18 protein-coding genes are annotated in these 17,009 nt (G+C 64.9%); 8 read left to right on the top strand and 10 right to left on the bottom strand.

Annotation, left to right across the window (positions count from 1 at the left end; all coding sequences use genetic code 11):
• Positions 1-187 precede the first annotated feature (187 nt).
• Positions 188-406, top strand: coding sequence for a hypothetical protein (locus tag AzCIB_RS12125; RefSeq protein WP_050416128.1), 219 nt, complete (start codon positions 188-190; stop codon positions 404-406).
• A gap of 74 nt (positions 407-480) precedes the next feature.
• On the opposite strand, the gene AzCIB_RS12120 is transcribed toward AzCIB_RS12125, so the two are convergent.
• From AzCIB_RS12120 to AzCIB_RS12080, 9 genes are all read right to left on the bottom strand, one after another.
• Complete coding sequence (locus AzCIB_RS12120; RefSeq protein WP_050416127.1) at positions 481-2,067, bottom strand: MFS transporter; 1,587 nt, start codon at positions 2,065-2,067, stop codon at positions 481-483.
• 19 nt (positions 2,068-2,086) lie between these two features.
• On the bottom strand, positions 2,087-3,139 hold the full coding sequence (locus AzCIB_RS12115) for a universal stress protein (protein ID WP_050416126.1): 1,053 nt from the start codon (positions 3,137-3,139) through the stop codon (positions 2,087-2,089).
• A 114-nt stretch (positions 3,140-3,253) separates the two neighbouring features.
• Complete coding sequence (locus AzCIB_RS12110; RefSeq protein ID WP_050416125.1) at positions 3,254-4,195, bottom strand: VOC family protein; 942 nt, start codon at positions 4,193-4,195, stop codon at positions 3,254-3,256.
• A gap of 130 nt (positions 4,196-4,325) precedes the next feature.
• Positions 4,326-5,084: an SDR family NAD(P)-dependent oxidoreductase gene (locus AzCIB_RS12105; protein ID WP_050416124.1), complete on the bottom strand. Its 759-nt coding sequence runs from the start codon at positions 5,082-5,084 to the stop codon at positions 4,326-4,328.
• Between the two features lie 60 nt (positions 5,085-5,144).
• Complete coding sequence (locus AzCIB_RS12100) at positions 5,145-5,369, bottom strand: ferredoxin (RefSeq protein WP_018990607.1); 225 nt, start codon at positions 5,367-5,369, stop codon at positions 5,145-5,147.
• A 147-nt stretch (positions 5,370-5,516) separates the two neighbouring features.
• Positions 5,517-6,305, bottom strand: a complete 789-nt coding sequence (locus AzCIB_RS12095) for an IclR family transcriptional regulator (RefSeq protein WP_050416123.1) — start codon at positions 6,303-6,305, stop codon at positions 5,517-5,519.
• 232 nt (positions 6,306-6,537) lie between these two features.
• On the bottom strand, positions 6,538-7,407 hold the full coding sequence (locus AzCIB_RS12090) for a cache domain-containing protein (protein ID WP_232299211.1): 870 nt from the start codon (positions 7,405-7,407) through the stop codon (positions 6,538-6,540).
• A gap of 74 nt (positions 7,408-7,481) precedes the next feature.
• Positions 7,482-8,675, bottom strand: coding sequence for a thiolase family protein (locus AzCIB_RS12085; RefSeq protein ID WP_018990610.1), 1,194 nt, complete (start codon positions 8,673-8,675; stop codon positions 7,482-7,484).
• Entirely contained in the window at positions 8,672-9,106 is a 435-nt protein-coding gene (locus AzCIB_RS12080; RefSeq protein ID WP_018990611.1) for a Zn-ribbon domain-containing OB-fold protein, read from the bottom strand. The genes AzCIB_RS12085 and AzCIB_RS12080 overlap by 4 nt, the downstream gene beginning before the upstream one ends.
• Before the next feature lie 114 nt (positions 9,107-9,220).
• On the opposite strand from AzCIB_RS12080, the gene AzCIB_RS12075 reads away from it, so the two are divergent.
• The 7 genes from AzCIB_RS12075 to AzCIB_RS12045 all read left to right on the top strand — a co-directional run bounded on the left by AzCIB_RS12075 (position 9,221) and on the right by AzCIB_RS12045 (position 16,169).
• Complete coding sequence (locus AzCIB_RS12075; RefSeq protein WP_018990612.1) at positions 9,221-9,922, top strand: SDR family NAD(P)-dependent oxidoreductase; 702 nt, start codon at positions 9,221-9,223, stop codon at positions 9,920-9,922.
• 96 nt (positions 9,923-10,018) lie between these two features.
• A complete protein-coding gene (locus tag AzCIB_RS12070; RefSeq protein WP_050416121.1) occupies positions 10,019-11,005 on the top strand; it encodes a fumarylacetoacetate hydrolase family protein in 987 nt (328 codons plus the stop codon).
• Between the two features lie 172 nt (positions 11,006-11,177).
• On the top strand, positions 11,178-12,572 hold the full coding sequence (locus AzCIB_RS12065; protein ID WP_050416120.1) for an aromatic ring-hydroxylating dioxygenase subunit alpha: 1,395 nt from the start codon (positions 11,178-11,180) through the stop codon (positions 12,570-12,572).
• A gap of 39 nt (positions 12,573-12,611) precedes the next feature.
• Positions 12,612-13,175: a 3-phenylpropionate/cinnamic acid dioxygenase subunit beta gene (locus AzCIB_RS12060; protein ID WP_050416119.1), complete on the top strand. Its 564-nt coding sequence runs from the start codon at positions 12,612-12,614 to the stop codon at positions 13,173-13,175.
• Between the two features lie 102 nt (positions 13,176-13,277).
• Positions 13,278-14,549, top strand: a complete 1,272-nt coding sequence (locus AzCIB_RS12055; RefSeq protein ID WP_050416118.1) for an MFS transporter — start codon at positions 13,278-13,280, stop codon at positions 14,547-14,549.
• Between the two features lie 27 nt (positions 14,550-14,576).
• Entirely contained in the window at positions 14,577-14,897 is a 321-nt protein-coding gene (locus tag AzCIB_RS12050) for a 2Fe-2S iron-sulfur cluster-binding protein (RefSeq protein ID WP_018990617.1), read from the top strand.
• 36 nt (positions 14,898-14,933) lie between these two features.
• Positions 14,934-16,169, top strand: a complete 1,236-nt coding sequence (locus tag AzCIB_RS12045) for an NAD(P)/FAD-dependent oxidoreductase (RefSeq protein WP_050416117.1) — start codon at positions 14,934-14,936, stop codon at positions 16,167-16,169.
• A 76-nt stretch (positions 16,170-16,245) separates the two neighbouring features.
• Here AzCIB_RS12045 and AzCIB_RS12040 read toward each other — a convergent pair whose 3' ends face one another.
• On the bottom strand, positions 16,246-16,989 hold the full coding sequence (locus AzCIB_RS12040; RefSeq protein WP_050416116.1) for a DUF2889 domain-containing protein: 744 nt from the start codon (positions 16,987-16,989) through the stop codon (positions 16,246-16,248).
• Positions 16,990-17,009: the final 20 nt, after the last annotated feature.

The following is a 17,009-nucleotide window of genomic DNA, read 5'->3' as shown; positions in this document are numbered from 1 at the left end:
CCCTGCCGAAGATCCCTTCGCCCATCGGTCGCAAACCGGTGGGTTTTTTTTATTCAACCACGCCAGGGATACGGCAAAAAATCCTTGCGCTCGTTCAGGGTATTGTCTAATCTTGAACACAAGCACATATAGTGTGCAAATACAAAAATCGCCCGATAGAGGCGCACCTTCGACAGGAGGAGACATCATGGCTCTCAGAACACTCGGCATCAGCGCCGTCGCGGCGGCGTTGCTGACCGCTACCGACGGTTCCTTCGTTTCGCTGCACCCCCCAGGTGTCACCCAGGCGTGTGCTTCAGCTCCATCGTGCGATGGGACGATGGAGAGTCACGCGTATGCGGTGTCACATCTCTATGCGCACATGCCGATGAACGAGTTCGTCGGCATGTTGTTGATGCACCGCTAAGTGTAGAGGGGACGTCAATGCGTCCCCGGCCGCGCCGGAACGCTGCGGAAGGTCCTTGCGACCGCTTTCAGGCGTCACGCTTCCGCAATGAAGCGGCGTGTGCGCGAGTTCCCGTCCGTGGTGAGGGCCTCCAGGCGGCGCTCGATGTCGCGGTCCTGCCGAGTGACACGGTCGCGCTGGCGCAGGTAGTCGAGCCACGAGTCCACCAGGAAGCGTTCGGCAAGACAATCCGTGTGTTCGAGATCCCTATAGAGGCGCCAGGCGATCGCCCCGTTTCGTCGGCGTGAGATGCCGAGTTCGTGGGCCGCGCGCACGAACTCCTCATGCCGCTCGGCCGGCACGTGGTAAGTGATTTCGACCGCAACCGGTCCCTGCTCATGGTCGGCCGGGCTGGCAGCGGGCCCCGTTTCCTGCGTGTCGGCGACGCTGAAATCGGACTCCGATCCCATTTGCATGCGAGCTCGTCCGGTCAGCATCAGCCCGGCCGCAATCGATCCGGCAGCAATCCACAGGCTTGCCCCGACGCCCATGCGTTCGGCGATCGCGCCCCACAATACGCCGCCCGCTGCCATCGCCCCCATGATGACGAGCAGGTATACCGACGCAACGCGAGCACGTACCCAGGCTGCGGCGGAGGTCTGGATCACGGTCCCGGTGGTGGTATTGACAGCCATCCACGCCATTCCTCCGACGAAGAGCAGTGCACTCATGACAAAGAGATTGTGTACCACCGGAATCAGCGCCGTGACGGCCATGAACAACAGGCCGCCGCCGGTCACGATGCGGCGCACGGAGAAACGACGATACAGTCGGGTGACCTGTAATGCCGCGATAACTGCGCCCGCGCCGAGACTGCCGAGGAGCAGGCTGAACCCGCCTGCAGCGAGCCCGAGCTGGTCACGGGCGACGAGTGGCAGCAATGCCCAGATCGCGCTGCCTGCGGTCACGAAAGCGAAGACCAGTCGCAGCGCGAGCCGCAGCTGCGCGGAATGCTGCATGTAACGTACGCCGCTGCGGATGCCGCTCCACAGCCGCTCGGGCGGCAGGCCGGGCCGCAGATCCGTGTCGGGCAGGGCGCGCAGCAGCCCCAGTGAGATCAAGAAACCGACCGCGACCACGACGAACAGCGTCGGGACGCCCGCGAATGCGATCAGTGCCCCCGCGGCGGCCGGTCCCACGACGCGCGCGATGTTGGGCGTGACCGTGGACAGGGCGATCGCTGCCGGTATCTGCCCCTTCGGCGCGCTGTCGATGTTGGCGGCAATCCACGCCGCCATGCCGAACGCGTTGCTGCACCCGAGCGCGAAGGTGAGGCCGAGGAGCAGCCAGGCGCCGATGCCGCCAGCCAGGGCCGTGGCTGCGAGCAGGCAGGCGCATGCGAGGGAACAGGTCTGGGTGATCAGAAGGAGGCGCCTGCGGTTGACCAGATCGGCGATCACGCCGCTCGGGAGCCCGAGCAGAAAGGCCGGCAGCGCCATCGCCGTCTGGACCAAGGACACCATGAGCGGCGAATCGGGCCGCAGTTCGGTCATCATCCAGGCGGCGCCGATGTTCTGCATCCACATCGACAGGTTGACCGCGATCGCCGCGATCCACAGCGCGCGAAACGGCCGATGGAGGAGAGGTGCCCACGCACCCGTGGCATTGCGCTCGACACTCACGGGCGGGGCACCGGCGGCGTCATGACTGGCCGGGCGTGCTCATGCGGGGCAGCGTCTGGTGCAGGTTGGCAATTCGCGAATACAGGCGTCGGTAGGTCTCGCGTTCGCGATGGTTGAAGCGCGCGTCGCCGTTCGGTCCGAAGGCCGCCACGATCTCCTTCCAGTCCTGTTCCGCGAGGTGGTCGCAGGCGCCCGGGATGATCGCCCGCTCCTCGAGTGCGATATGCCTGAGCTGCCCGAGGGCGAAGGCGTCGATGGCGCTTGCGAGCGTTTCTGCGTCGGGGTCGGGGGACGCCTGATAGTGGGCGACGGCCGCGCGCAGGGCAGCAAGTTGTCGGTCGCCATCCAGATGCTCCTGTTGCAGATCGTCGATGACCTGGTCGAGCGACGTCGTGCGCCTCCTGAGTGCCGCGAAGAGGTAGGCATCTTCCTTTGGATGGTGCAGTTTGGCCGGGAACTCGTCGAGGTAGGTGAGCATGCCGTCGAGCAGGCCGATATCCGCAGGTTTGCCGTCGCGCAGTCCGCCAGCGAGCATCCGCATGCCGTAGGACACTACCGCGATCGAGCGGTGCTCGTCCTTGATGATCGCGCAGACCTTCGTCATCGCCGGGTTCGGGTCATTCTTTTCGACCGACGACACGAGTACCGGGATGCGGCTACCAGCTAGCACCTTGAGCGTTTCCGAGGCGAGCATGACGCCGCCAATGCTGCGCGGCCCGTGCGATGCCATGAAGATCAGGTCGCAGCCCAGTTCCTTCGCGGCGGCGAGAATGGCCTCGTGCGGCCGGTTGCTCCGCCGGGTCACGCACTCGCAGTCGATGTCGCCCGCGCGCGCCGACACCTCGGCCTTGGCGAGGATCTCGCGGGCGCGCCCGCCGAAGTCGTCCTGATACAGGCCGGGGTCGAGAAGGTGGATCAGCGCACCGTCGTCGGTCAGAGAGGCGCCGGCATCCGGATCGGCATAGAAGAACGTGATGCGCGCCCCCACGCTGCGGGCGAACTGGACGGCCTGAGAGATCGTCTGGCTGGCGAGATGGGTACCGTCGGTCGGAACGAGGATATGGCTGTACATCGCGTGCTCCGGTGGCTGCATTCAGATGATGTCGATAGGGTGCGCGGTAGCGGCCGGCGCCGCAACCGGCGCGCGCAGTGCGGAACCCGGTTCGGCTGGTGCGCTAGCGGTCACTCAGCCCTTCGCGTGGAGAACCTCGGAGTCGAAGACCTCCTCCGGTGTGCGCACGCTGGGGCCGAGGATGGGTCCGACGATCTCATGACCCCAGGTAGAGAGCTGCTCCGGATTGAGTTCGAAGCCGTCATCGTGCCAGGGTTCGAGTTCGGTGATGCATTCGATCGCGAAGCCGGACGGCGTGAAGTGATAGAAGGACATGTGCGGGTCCTGCGAATGCTGTCCCAGCGTCATCATCATCTGCAGCCCGTTCTTTCTGACCAGATCGTAGGTTTCGCCGACGTCGCGAACCGAGCGCACGAAGAGGCCGATGTGCTGCACGCCGGCCTTGCCCGGGCCGAAACCGTAAGCGATGTCGTGGCTCGTCTTGTCGTTGAGCCTGGAGCGGAAGAACCCCGTCTTGCCCTTGCCGGCGCCCGAGCCGTACCAGTGCATGCCCATGATGCCGGTGAGGAAGTGTTCGAGTTCGGGCGTGTATTCGGGCGTGATCACGACGATGTGGCCCACGCCCCGTTCGCCGCAGACGAATCCGCCGTGCGGACGGCCCGGCACGAAGGAGCGCGGGCTCCATTTCTGGGCATAGAACAGCTCGTGCTGGTATCCGACCGGGTCACGGAAACGGATCAGCTCCTTCACGCCGCGTTTGTCGCACAGTTCCGGATCGCCGAAGCTGACCTCGACACCATGGCTGCGGAAGCGCTCGACGGCGGCGTGAAACTCCAGCTTGCCCTTGGCTTCCCAGCCGATGTAAGCGAGGCGGTCGATCTTGCCCGGATGGAATGCGAGCCGATGACGACGGTCATCGAGCTTGAAGTAGAGGGTGTCCGGATCCGCAGTCGGGGATGTCCCGATCTGAAAGCCCATGACCTTCGGGCCATATTCGCGCCAGGCATCGAGGTTCGCCGATTCGAACCCCAGGTAGCCGATACCGATGATGTCCATGCTGTCTTCCTCCTGTTTTGAGCGACCTGCGCCCGCGATTTGCACCGCGCTTTGCGCAGACTTCGGACTGTGCCGCAGGGGCACGACGTCCGTTCGCTCACTGTTGGGTTACGAACTTTCGGGCTCGTGCTCAGATTGCGAGCAGCCCCCCGTCGATGACGAGGTCCGAACCGGTCATGAAGGCGGCTTCGTCCGAGGCCACGTACAGGGCCAGCGACACGACTTCCTCGGGTTCCCCCGGCCGATTCTGCAGCACGCCATCGAGTAGCGCCCGGCGGGTGACGGGGTTCTCGACGAAGGCCGCGGTGCCGGGGGTCTTCACGAAGCCCGGACTGATGCTGACCGCGCGTATGCCGACCGGCGCCCCTTCGACCGCCAGCTGGCGGGTAAAGGAGACGACCGCACCCTTGGCGGCGCAGTGGGCGCTGATGCCTGCAACCTTTGAGCCGCCCCAGGCGGCGGTCGAGGCGATGTTGATGATCACGCCACCGCGCACGGCAAGGTGCTTCCACGCGTATTTGGTCGTGTAGAAGATAAGGTCGATCTCGTTCCGGATCGTGTAGTGCCAGTCAACGATCGAAAATTCCGCCACCGGTCCGAAACGCGCGGCCGATGCGTTGTTGTAGAGAACGTCGATGCGCCCGAACTGTTCCGCCGCGGACTCGACCCAGGTGCGGGCCTGTTCGTGGTCGCCGAGGTCCACCGGGGCGGAGCCGTGCAACTCGAATCCTTCGGCCTCGACCAGCCGGCGCGTTTCGGCGTGGGCCGCGGCATCCGTATCGCAACCCACCACCACGGCGCCCTCGCGCGCGAAGCGCAAGGCTGCGACACGACCCTGACCGCCGCCGGTGCCGGTGATCAGCGCTACTTTTCCTTCAAGACGATTCATTCGGATCTCCGCGAAGTGGGCGGTTCCAGCGCTTTTCGCGCTACCAGTCCGGCGAAGAGCTCAGGCGCCCGGTGCTTCGACACGGATCGCCTCGGCGGGGCAGGCGGCAGCCCCCTCGATCGCGGCCTCTTCCTGGCCGGCGGGGACGAACTCGCTGTCGAGATAGACGATGCCGTCGCCGTCCAGCTTGTACACGTCGGGGCACAGGGCCGCGCACAATCCGTAACCGCAGCAGCGGCTGCGATCGACAATAACCTTGTGAAGTTTTTCGTTCTGTTCGCTCATGGCGTGTCTCCTCATCTGCTCGGGGCCATCGAGGCCTGCGAGATGATTATGCACAGAAAACGAAAAAGTGTCACTATTTTTGCGGGGCGTGTCGCGGGGCCGCAAAAAGGGTTGTTCAATGACCGCCGGCAGCCCTCGCGACGACCCTCAAAACAACAGGTTCGACAGCTTGTCCGCGAGTTTGCGCACCTCGCCCCCGAGCTTGTCCGCGTCGGCCCCGATGTACTGGCCCCGGAACATCACCGCCGATACGGCAAAGGCAATGGCACCGGCGCGATCGCGCACGGGGGCCGCGATAGCCATGATGCCGGCGGAAAAGTAGCCGTCATCGATCGCCCACTGGTGTTCCCTGGCGAACTGCACCTGCTGGCAGTACTCGTCGAACTCCAGCGGTCGGGCCCAGCGGATCTTGTCGAATGCGGCGCGCATCGCGGTCGGGTCGAGATCCACCTCCGCCGCGAACAGTCTGCCGCTGGCGCCCATGAAGATGGGCAGGCGCTGACCGATCGCCATGTCGATGCGCAGATCGCTCGGGCTTGCCTCGGAACTCACCAGCACGATGCGGTCGTATCCCATCTGGCGCCACAGGGTGACCGTGACATGGAAGCGGGCGGCGAATTGTTGCAGGAGTGGGCGCGCGATATCGAGCCGCTGGCCTTGTGTTACGAGGTGTCCTACGAGTTTGGCGAGCCCCAGGCCGGGCGAATAGGTCTTCGACGCGGGATCGAAAGCAACCATGTCCTCGGCGGCCAGTGTGCGCAGGATGTTGAAGCAGGTACTGGGGTTGATCGACAACTGCCGGGCGATGTCCGCCGCGCGCTCCGGGGTGTCGGTCTCCGTCAGAAAGCGCAGGATCCGCACCGCATTGACGACAGGCTTGACGGTGACCCCGCTTGAAGACCGGCCCTCGGTTTCATCCTCTTGTGTCGTGTCCATCCCTTGTCTCCTCCGTCCGTCGTGCAGGCGTCCCGGTCGGCAAGCGGGAGACGTCTTCCTCGCGTGCGCCCTAGGCGAGGCGCCTTAGGAAGGGTGTCCATCCGTGAGCCGGAGAATCTGCACGCAAAACGGTTTTGTGTTTGCGTATTAGAATTAAATTCTGTCCGCAGAATACTACGGCGACGACGAAAAGGCGACAGCCGGGCGCGCTTAGGACAAGGGGAAATGGCCCTCAGGGTTTGAAGTAGCCCACCGCGACGATGTGGTCGCCGACGACTTCGAACAGCGTGTGCTTTTCCTCTGTTCTTTTCGTGACCGGGTTTTTCCACAGGTAGTCGAGTTCGCCTCGCGGTCGGTTCGCGGTCTGCTCGAGCATCTTGCGAACGATGGGCGTGCCGGCCTGGTCGTACAGGTCCCGGCCGTCGGAGCCGACCAGGCGCGGCATCGTGCCGTGGGCGACGAAGCGTCCCGATTTCCGGTCGATTACGAACACGTAGAGATCGTCCCGCACGAAGCGGCCTTCGATGCGGTTGAATTCGGCAATTGCGCTGGCGGGCGCGGCCTTCATCGCCGCAACGGCCTGTTCCAGGAAGGCCTGCGCCTGGTCCGGGGACGAGCGGCTGATGTAGTAACCGACCGCGACCACTCGTTCGCCGACCTTCTCGAAGAACGCATGCTTGCGCTGAACAGTGTTGTCGGTCCAGTTGACCCAGCGGTACTCCACTTCGCCGCGGCCATCGGCACGCGCCTTGTTCAGCATCTCCGCGAAGAAAGCCTTTCCGCTGGCGTCGCGCATCTCGGAAACCTTGCGGCCGACCAGGGTCGTGGACGAGCCCCCGCTCGTCAGCATGGTGCCGTCCATGTCGAGCACGTACACATAGAGCTCACGGTCGATGAAGTCGCCCTGCCGGCCGAATTCCGCCAGTGCCCGGTCGCCGACGGCACGAAGTCGGGCGGTGGCCTTCTCCAGCAATGCCTGCGCGCGCGTGGCGGAATCCGGTGCTGACACCGGGCTACCCGAAACCGCTTCGGCCGCGCTTGCCGGCGGCAGCCAGGTGCTCGCAAGAACGAACAGTCCCATCACGAGTGTTCTTATCGCCATGCTCCCCTCCGAATAGTCGAAAACTGGACAGTAAATCTGATTGTGAAGGAATCTGCCTGCGACCGTGGCCGGGCTCAGTCACGGACCAGCAACACACTGCCGCCCAGCGGTCCACCGCCTGCCGCAACCACTGAAACGTGATGGGGCGCGATCTGTCGTTCGCCCGCGCGTCCCCACAGCTGCGAGCAGGCTTCATGAACGTAGCCCAGACCGTGCGTGCGTCCACCGGAGAGCTGGCCGCCGTTGGTATTGATCGGCAACTGGCCGTCGCGGGCGATGCGGTGGCCACCTTCGACGAAGCGGCCGCTTTCGCCGCGCGGGCATAGCCCGAGCGCTTCGAGCCAGATCATCGTGAGGATCGAGAATCCATCGTAGAGCTGGGCTGAGCCGACGTCCTTGGGCTTGAGATCGGTGCGCGCCCACATCATTTCGCCGACATCGCGCGCGGCAGTCGCGGTGAGGTCGATCTGGTCCCACGACCAGGGCTGGTGCAGGGCGGCACCGATCGCTTCGAGGCGGATTGGTGGATTCGGCCCGTCCTTGGCGACGTCGGCACGCGAAAGGATGATCGCGGTCGAGGCGTCGCAATGGACGTCGCAGTCGAGCATGCGCAGGGGAGTCGAGATCATGCGCGAGGCGAAGTAGTCATCGAGCGAGAGCGGCGTCCGGTAGATCGCCTTGGGGTTCAGCGCGGCGTTGGTGCGACAGGTGAGGGCGATCTGGGCGAGTTGTTCGGGCGTCGTGCCGTATTCGTGAAAGTGGCGCTGGGTGTAGAGCGCCATGAGGTTGATCGCGGAGAGCACATTGAATGGCGTGTACCACTGCCAGAAGAAGCTGCTGTCGCGTCCGATCGTCTTGTTCGTCAGGGCGCTGGCATTCTTGTCGACCTTGCGGCGGCTCGCCTCCGTGATGGTGCGGAAGACCAGCACGTGGCGGCACAGGCCGGATGCGATCGCCATCGCGCCGTTGATGATGCCTGCGAGCGGTCCGGGGCCTTCGTAGCCCCCTCCGTACCAGTTGACCTGGAGGCCGAGGGTGCCGATCAGCGCGTTGGGGCCGACGGGCGAGAAGGCATCGCCATTGTTGTTGTCGCCCGGCCAACACGCCACGCCGTCGATGTCCGCGCGCTTGAGTCCCGCGTCGGCGATCGCTTCGAGGCAAGCGTCCAGCGTGAGTCGCATGCCCGATCGTGCAACCGGGCGTCCCACCGCGGACTGGCCGACACCGGTGATGGCGACGTCCTTCTCAAAGATTCGGTCGAACATCATGCGTCCTTCTCGAAGAGGGGGAGCCACACGTCCTCGTGCTGCTCGAAGCGCACCCTGACGGGCATGTCGATATGCACCGCCTCGGCGGGAAGTCCCACGATATTCGTGACGAAGCGCAGGCCGGCCTGTTCCGCGAGTTCGACGATCGCCACGACATACGGCTCGATGAGGTCGGGGCGCCATGCCTGGTGATTGATCGTGTAGCTCAGGACCTTGCCTTTGCCCGAGACCGCCCGGGGTGCCACCTCGAAACTGCCGCAGTGCGGGCAGATCGGGGCGGGCGGATGAAAGAGGCGCGTGCAGTCCGCGCAATGATGTATGAGCAGGCGCCCCTGCGCGCCGCCCTGCCAGAACGGGGTGTTGTCCTCGGTAAGGAGGGGAAGTTTTCGGGTCATGTTCTGCGCGCTCTCGACGATTTGACGATCGGTCAAGCGGGATTCTACATGCACATATAGACAGAAGTGCAAAATCTGTCTAAAGTTTGTCGCAAGAACCTGCCTGCCAGCGTGCAACGACGCGGAGGCCATACAAGGAACTCTGATCCCATGAGTACTCGACTCGAAGCCAGAAGTATCGTCGTAACCGGTGGATTCGGCGCGCTCGGTCGCGCGGTCGCGCAGCGCCTCGTGGAAGACGGTGCGCACGTCACGCTTGTGGACCGTGCGGCGGCGCCCGCTGGCGGCCTGCCTGCAGGCGTCGCGGTTGTGCTCGGCGAGGTCGACCTGAGCGACGAAGCGGCCTGCGCGGCAGCCTATGCGCGCGTGCGTGTGGCTGCTGGTGGCATCGACGGCGTGGTGAATGTGGCCGGTGGCTTCGCGTGGGAGCCGATCGAAGGCGGAGCGCTCGAGACCTGGGATCGCTTGTACACGATGAACGTGCGTACCGCCGTAGCGAGTTGCCGGGCGGCTCTGCCGCATCTGCTGGCGCGTGGGGCGGGGCGCATCGTGAACGTCGGCGCCTTGGCCGCGCAGAAGGCCGGAATGGGGATGGCGGCGTACGCCGCATCGAAGTCCGGCGTCGCGCGGTTGACCGAATCACTTGCCGAAGAGCTCAAGGACCGTGGCGTCACCGTGAATGCGGTGCTGCCGAGCATCATCGATACCCCCACCAACCGCGCCGACATGCCGGACGCCGATGCCAGCCGCTGGGTGGCGCCGGACAAACTCGCCGCGGTAATCGCCTTCCTGCTCTCGGATGACGCCTCAGCCGTCACCGGAGCCTGCGTGCCGGTGAGCGGCCGGGTGTAGCAACCGCCAGCGCCTCTCCCGTGGGGAGGGGCAGAACTCGAAGAAAAGAGGATTCGCCCGCATCGAGCGGGACGAGTCCCCGACAGGAGACAATAGATGCGACTCGTCACATATCGTGACTCTCACGGCTTTCAGCGTGCCGGCGCGCTGATCGAATCGGATTCGGCGATCGTCGACCTCGCCACGGCTTGCGAAGTCGTAAACGGCCATGGGTCCCCCATCTTCGCGAGCGTGCTCGGTTTGGTCGAGGCCGGTGAGGAGGCACTTGCAGCGGCGCGCGTCCTGGTGCGGAAAGCTCCGTCGGCGGCGGTCATCGCGCGTGAGGGCGTGAAACTGTGCGCCCCCATCCAGCCGCCGCCGCAGATGCGCGACTGCTCCTGTTTCGAGCTACACCTGCGACAGAGCTTCGCCGCAGCGCGGCGCGCCCGCGTGGCGCACTTGCCCGACCCCGAGGAGGCGCTGCGGCAGATGAACACGCGCGCCGACGAACGCGTCATCGAGACCTTCAATCGCCAGCCGATCTATTACAAGTGCAATCGCTTCGCGGTGATCGGTCCCGACGACGACGTCGTGTGGCCGGCGTACAGCAAGGCGATGGACTTCGAACTCGAGCTGGCGTGCTACATCGGCCGCAAGGGGAAGGACGTGCCGCGCGACAAGGCGCGCGATTACATCGTTGGCTACACGATCTTCAACGACATGAGCGCCCGCGATGCGCAGGCCCTCGAGATGCCCGGCATGCTCGGCCCGGCGAAGAGCAAGGACTTCGATACCGGTAACGTGATGGGGCCTTGCCTCGTCACTGCGGACGAGGTGCCCGATCCTTACGACCTGCAGATGATCGCGCGCGTGAATGGTGAGGAATGGGGGCGTGGCACTACCCGAGACATGCGCTGGACCTTCGCGGACGTGATCGCGCACATCTCCCGCTCGGAAACGCTCTATCCGGGCGAAGTGCTGGGCTCGGGCACGGTCGGCAACGGCTGCGGACTCGAGCAGCTGCGCTATCTCAAACCGGGTGACGTGGTCGAACTCGAGATCGAGGCGATCGGCACGTTGCGCACGCGCGTGACGAAGCCGTGACGGGAAGACGCAGGCCTTCGCAATAAGGACGTCAGCCGGTGGGCAACGGCTGCCGACGTACAGGGTGCCGAACACCGGTGCCCGAGCAATTGAACAACCCACAAGAAGTGGCCGTCAGGCCCATCGAACGAGGGTCGTCCTTACGGACGGCTTCACTCCACAGGAGATGACAATGTTGACCAAGGCAAGCTACACGTTGGCGGACGGCACGCCGCTGTCCGATCTGGTTCGCGTCCCGACGCGGGAAGTCCAGATGCGGGCCCTGTCGGATCCGGAGATCTATCAGTTGGAGATGGATCGCGTCTTCGGCAAGACCTGGCTGCTGCTCGGGCACGAATCCGAAGTGCCCAACTCCGGCGACTTCGTCGTGCGCGACATGGGGTCGGACTCGGTCATCGTCGCCCGAGCGAAGGACGGGAACATACACGTCTCGCTCAACGTGTGTCCCCACCGCGGCATGCGCATCTCGACGGTCGACGCGGGCAATACCCAGATTCACAAGTGCATCTACCACGGGTGGGCGTTCAAGCCGAGCGGCGAGTTCATCGGAGCGCCTGTCGAGAAGGAGTGCATGCACGGCAAAATGATGCCGAAGGAGGACCTGGGCCTGCCGCAGGCACGGGTGACGCTCTACGGCGGCATCATTTTCGCGACCTGGGACCTGGAGGGACCGTCGTTCGAAGAATTCCTTGGTGATGCGAAATGGTACTTCGACACCCTGTTCGAGCGCAGCGACAAGGGGCTCGAAGTGCTCGGCCCGCCGCAGCGTTTCATCGTGCGCGCGAACTGGAAAGCCGCGGGCGAACAGTCGGCCGCCGACGGCTACCACACGCTGACCCTGCACCGCTGGCTCGGTGAGGTCGGCAACTACTCCAAGAGTGGCGACGGCGGCAGCGCGGACCTGTCGCCCGAGATGTACGGCGTGGAGGTGAGCTCGCCGCATGGCCATGCGCTGCGCTGCATCGACCTCGGACGCAAGATCAAGAAGCTCTCCGGCCTCGATCCGGCGGAGCTGACGGTGGAGCAGAAACTCGAAGCACTGCCGCCGCCGGGGATGACGCGTGAAATGTTGCCTCAGCTCAGGAAGCACCTGAGCGAAGAGCAGCTCGAAGTGATGGTGTCGATGCCGCCGCAGGTGGGCGGGATTTTCCCCAACGTGCTGTTCGCGTTCGTGTACATCCCGCAGGCCGACGGCTCCGTGCTCGGCCTCACGCTGCTGCACGCCTACGTGCCGAAGGGGCCGGATCAACTCGAGTTCGTGAACTGGGTGCTCGCTGAGAAGGATGCCCCGCAGGAGCTCAAGGACAGGATGCTGATGCAGAGCATCCAGTTGTTCGGCACCTCGGGCATGGTCGAGCAGGACGATTCCGATACCTGGCCCCACATGACCCTCGCCGCCAAGGGCGCGCGCGGGCGTCGCTCGACCCTCAAGTACCAGGCGGTGTACGAGACCGGCGCCCCCGCCGGCTGGCCCGGGCCGGGCATCGTCAACGAAGGGTTCACCAAGGACGACACCCAGTGGCACTGGTGGCTGTACTGGAACGAACTGATGAACGCCAAGGCCTGAGCCGTCCGGTCCGACCCAACACCTTCGAAGGAGCGACACATGAGCGCCGCACAACAAGTTGCCGAGAACGCCCCCGTCATCGGAAACCCGATCCCGGTCGGGGCCGAAATCTATAACCGCATCGTCGGCTTCCTCTACCAGGAAGCGACCCTGCTCGACACGATCCGTCTCAAGGAGTGGGGCGCGACGCTTGCGCCCGACCTGGTCTACACCGTGCCTCTGCGACAGACCCGCCCGATGTCCCAGCAGGCCCAGTCGGTTATCCGCACGGTGCAGCACTACCACGACAACTACCGCTCGATCATGGGGCGCATCATGCGGCTCACCGAGACACGTAGCGCGTGGGCCGAGGATCCCCCGTCACGCACCCGCCGCATGGTGAGCAACGTGCAGGTATTCGCTACCGACAGGCCCGACGAATTCGCGGTCGTGAGCTATCTGCTGCTGACACGCAGCCGATTCGACTTTCCCGATATGGATGTCATCAGCGGCGAGCGCAACGATCTGCTGCGCGTCGATGGCGAGGGATTCAAGCTCGTGCGTCGCGAAGTCATTCTCGACCAGGCGGTGCTGGGCACGCCGAACCTTGCGATCTTCCTCTAGGCAACCCGGGCGCCGCCGGTCCGGTTACGGATCGGACGGTGCCCGTTCTGTCCTTCGGCACGAGGCTGGTACGAGAGCCAGGACGGGGAGCGGAGTAGAAAAATGGCATCAAACGGAAATCACGCGGCGATCGATCTGACCGAGTTCAGGCAGGGCTGGCAGGTCGTTGTTCTGTCGGTGATCGGGGTGGCGATCAGCATCAACGCCGCATTGCTGTATGGCTTCGGCGTCCTGGTGATCCCCCTCGAGCAGGCTTTCGGTTGGGACCGTGGTTCGCTGCAAGCAGCAATCACCTTTCTGTTCGGCGGCGCCGTGCTCGGCCTGCAACTCGTCGGCTGGCTCAACCTGCGTTTCGGCATGAAGCGCGTGACAGTGATTTCGCTGCTGCTGATGGCGCTCGGCTATCTGGCGACGACGCAGATTGGCGGCTCGATCTGGTCGCTCTACGCAGCATTTTTCCTGCTCCCGATCATCGGCATGGGTGCGCTGGCGGTCACCTGGACGCAACTCCTCAATCTCTGGTTCCACCGCAACCGCGGACTGGCGCTCGCGATCGGGCTTTCGGGCACCGGTATCACCGCCGCGCTGGTACCGAGGCTACTGGACTGGGGGGTCGAGAACTGGGACTGGCGGGCCGCCTTCGTAATCCTGGCGCTGCTCAATGTGCTGGTGGGACTGCCGCTGACCCTATGGTGGTTCCGCCTGCCTGGCGAACGTCCGGTAAGCGGCACGAAGGCAGACGACGGTCCGCCGCTGGTGCGGAGCGGCGTCAGCTTCCAGGAAGGAATGCTCCTGCCGCGATTCTGGATCTGTAACGTGGCGTTGTCGCTGGTCGTGTCGGCGGTGGTGGGCCTCGTCACCAGTACCGTGCCGATGTTGCGAGACAAAGGGCTGTCGGCGGCGGATGCGACCCTTGTCTTCGGTTACTTCGGCATTGCGCTGATTTGCGGTCGCCTGGTGGTCGGCTACCTGCTCGACCGGCTGTGGCCGCCCGGCGTGGCAGCCTTGAGCCTTTCCCTGCCCGGGGTGGGTTGTCTGATCTTCCTGTCGGGAACCACCGATCCGGCCGTCATGAGTCTTGCAGCGGCGCTGGTCGGACTTGGCGCGGGCGCCGAATTCGACATCGCGGCCTTCCTCATCGCACGCTACTTCGGCCTCAAGGACTACGGCCGGTTGTTCGGCGTGCATCAGGGGCTCATCACGGTCGCGTCGGCAGCCGCGCCGCTGATGTTTGCTGCGATGCTGAGTGTCACCGGTACCTACTTTGCCATGCTCGTCTATTGCACCGTGGCCACCCTGCTCGGCGCGTCATTGCTGCTGACGCTCGGGCGCAGTCCCCAGTTTGCCCTGCACGCCGAAGTGCAGCGGGCCTGATTTCATCCCTCTCATCGGAGCCAACAAATGCCCACGATCACTTTCATCGAACACAACGGCACCCGGCACGAAGTGCACGCCGACGTCGGCCAGTCGGCCATGCAGGCCGCGACCTTTGCCGGCGTTCCCGGCATTCCCGGTGACTGTGGCGGCGCCTGCGCCTGCGCCAGCTGCCATGCCTACGTCGACGACGCCTGGGCGGGGCGTTTTGCGCCCGCCGAAGGTACCGAATACGACATGCTGGAGAACGTCGTCGAGCGCCAGCCTACCAGTCGGCTTACGTGCCAGCTGGTCGTCGGAGCGGACATGGACGGCCTCACGCTGCGGCTGCCGGCTGCGCAGTTCTGAAGACGGCGATCTGAAAAACGATAAGGAGACGGGAAGATGTCGCTCGATTCAGTGGTGATCGTGGGGGCGGGGCACGGGGGCGTGCAAGTGGCGATTTCGCTGCGCCAGGAAGGGTTCGGGGGCCGCATCGTGCTCGTGAACGACGAGCCCGGTCTGCCTTACCAGCGACCGCCCCTGTCGAAGGCCTACCTTCTCGGCAAGATCAACGCCACTGCGATGCTCTTCCGGCCGGAGACCTTTTACGCGGATCAGCGCATCGAGCTCGTCCATGATCGGGTAGCGGCGATCGATCGGCAGAACCGTCGTGTCATGCTCGACTCGGGGAGTGCGCTCGACTTCGGCCATCTGGTGCTCGCGACCGGCGCCCACAATCGGCCGCTCAACGTGCCGGGTTCGACGCTGGGCGGTATCTTCGGCATCAAGACCAAGGCGGATGCCGATTTCCTGTCGCCGCTGGTGAAGCAGGCCAGGAACGTCGTCGTGATCGGTGCCGGCTTCATCGGTCTGGAGTTCGCTGCGGTGGCGGCGGCCGAAGGAGCTGCGGTCGAAGTGCTTGAACTCGGCGACCGCCCGATGGCACGGGCAGTGTCCCCGCAGATGTCGGAGCTCTTCCGTGCCGCACACGAAGGCTGGGGCGTGAAGTTCAACTTCCGTACCGGTCTGGCGGAGCTGGAAGGCGAGGACGGCAAGGTGAGTGCCGTGACGACATCGGATGGACGACGTCTGCCTGCCGAGTTGGTCGTCTTCGGCATCGGCGTGATTCCCAACGTGCAGCTCGCGCTCGAGGCCGGACTCGACATCGATAACGGGATTCGCGTCAACTCCAGTCTCCTCACTTCGGACCCCCACATCTCCGCGCTGGGTGACGTCGCCGCCTTCCCGTGCGTGCAAAACGGCGAAAATCTCACGCGCCTGGAGTCCGTGCAGAACGCCGTCGACCAAGGCAAGCTCATCGCGGCCCGCCTCGTGGGCAAACCCGCACCCTACACAGCGCTGCCCTGGTTCTGGACCGACCAGGGCAATCTCAAGCTGCAGATCGCCGGTCTGTCGATCGGGGCTGACAACTACGTGACGCTGGGCGATGCCGCCGCGCAACAGCTCTCGGTGCTGTGCTTCCGCGGGGAGGAGCTGATCGCGGTCGAGTCCTGCAACCGCCCCGGCGACCACGTGTTCGCACGCAAGATCCTCGCACGCCCCCCGGCGTTGACGCCCGCTACCGCCGCTGCCCCCGATTTCGATCTGAAAGCCTGGGAAGCGGCCAACCGGCCCTGATCGTCCGGTGTGCTACTCGGCGCGATCGCATGTCGGCATCCGCCGCATGTCGGTCGCGCCGAAATCTGCAGCGTGCTTACTCCGCGAAAGAGTGGAGCCAGGACTGGTCGTCGCGGCAAAGGCGTTCCGGATGTGCGGTGAAGTCCCAGGTCGAGCCCACGATGCGAATCGCCTGGGGCGCGCGTTCGGGTTGCTGCACGAAGCAACGGCCGCTCGGGCGGGCGTGCAAGTCCTTGTCGATGTCCCGCAGACGTCCGAGGGCGATCAGCGCACAGCGGCGCAGCACGAGGGCCGCTTCCGCCTCGTCGGGCGCGAGACTGCTCAGCGCCCAGCGCGCCATGCCCTGGCTCATGTCGACGCCGGCATAGGGCGAGGGGGACACGATCGTACGGTCCTGCACTTCCCAGTCGAGCCGCAAGCCGTCGTCACGGACCAGACGGGCGTGCGAACGGCCGTCGACATGACGGGGAACTTCGATGTCGAAGCGGCGATGGGAGATGCCGCGCGCCGCTGCGGCGATCGCGAGGCCGGCGAGGTCGAACATATGCGTGCATTGCAGGCTGGCGTCGGTATGGCGGGTTACTGCGCTGGCGATGGGGTCCAGTTGCATGCCGCGTAGTGCGTTCAGCGGTGCGGCGGCATTCGGGCACTCGGTGAACGGATGTCGCGGAGCCTCGGCGGAGATTTCGATCACGCGGCCGAGGCGATGACGCAGCGCGACGCGGAAGTGGTGAAAGTCGTCTTCGAGGACGGCACGGACTTCGCCCTCATCGCTGGTCTGGCGGCCTTCAAGCTGGATCCGTCGGCAAAAGGAGGGCATTGCAATGGCTTCCGTTGGGG

Origin of the sequence: Azoarcus sp. CIB, from assembly GCF_001190925.1 — a bacterium.
GTDB lineage: Bacteria > Pseudomonadota > Gammaproteobacteria > Burkholderiales > Rhodocyclaceae > Aromatoleum.
Note: the sequence above shows the minus strand (reverse complement) of the source record. Positions and strands in the feature narration are given on the sequence as shown.

Coding starts and splice junctions, on each gene's coding strand:
- AzCIB_RS12125 (WP_050416128.1), top strand. CDS start 188: ATGGCTCTCAGAACACTCGGCATCAGCGCCGTCGCGGCGGCGTTGCTG.
- AzCIB_RS12115 (WP_050416126.1), bottom strand. CDS start 3,139: ATGTACAGCCATATCCTCGTTCCGACCGACGGTACCCATCTCGCCAGC.
- AzCIB_RS12110 (WP_050416125.1), bottom strand. CDS start 4,195: ATGGACATCATCGGTATCGGCTACCTGGGGTTCGAATCGGCGAACCTC.
- AzCIB_RS12105 (WP_050416124.1), bottom strand. CDS start 5,084: ATGAATCGTCTTGAAGGAAAAGTAGCGCTGATCACCGGCACCGGCGGC.
- AzCIB_RS12100 (WP_018990607.1), bottom strand. CDS start 5,369: ATGAGCGAACAGAACGAAAAACTTCACAAGGTTATTGTCGATCGCAGC.
- AzCIB_RS12095 (WP_050416123.1), bottom strand. CDS start 6,305: ATGGACACGACACAAGAGGATGAAACCGAGGGCCGGTCTTCAAGCGGG.
- AzCIB_RS12090 (WP_232299211.1), bottom strand. CDS start 7,407: ATGGCGATAAGAACACTCGTGATGGGACTGTTCGTTCTTGCGAGCACC.
- AzCIB_RS12085 (WP_018990610.1), bottom strand. CDS start 8,675: ATGATGTTCGACCGAATCTTTGAGAAGGACGTCGCCATCACCGGTGTC.
- AzCIB_RS12075 (WP_018990612.1), top strand. CDS start 9,221: ATGAGTACTCGACTCGAAGCCAGAAGTATCGTCGTAACCGGTGGATTC.
- AzCIB_RS12070 (WP_050416121.1), top strand. CDS start 10,019: ATGCGACTCGTCACATATCGTGACTCTCACGGCTTTCAGCGTGCCGGC.
- AzCIB_RS12065 (WP_050416120.1), top strand. CDS start 11,178: ATGTTGACCAAGGCAAGCTACACGTTGGCGGACGGCACGCCGCTGTCC.
- AzCIB_RS12060 (WP_050416119.1), top strand. CDS start 12,612: ATGAGCGCCGCACAACAAGTTGCCGAGAACGCCCCCGTCATCGGAAAC.
- AzCIB_RS12055 (WP_050416118.1), top strand. CDS start 13,278: ATGGCATCAAACGGAAATCACGCGGCGATCGATCTGACCGAGTTCAGG.
- AzCIB_RS12050 (WP_018990617.1), top strand. CDS start 14,577: ATGCCCACGATCACTTTCATCGAACACAACGGCACCCGGCACGAAGTG.
- AzCIB_RS12045 (WP_050416117.1), top strand. CDS start 14,934: ATGTCGCTCGATTCAGTGGTGATCGTGGGGGCGGGGCACGGGGGCGTG.
- AzCIB_RS12040 (WP_050416116.1), bottom strand. CDS start 16,989: ATGCCCTCCTTTTGCCGACGGATCCAGCTTGAAGGCCGCCAGACCAGC.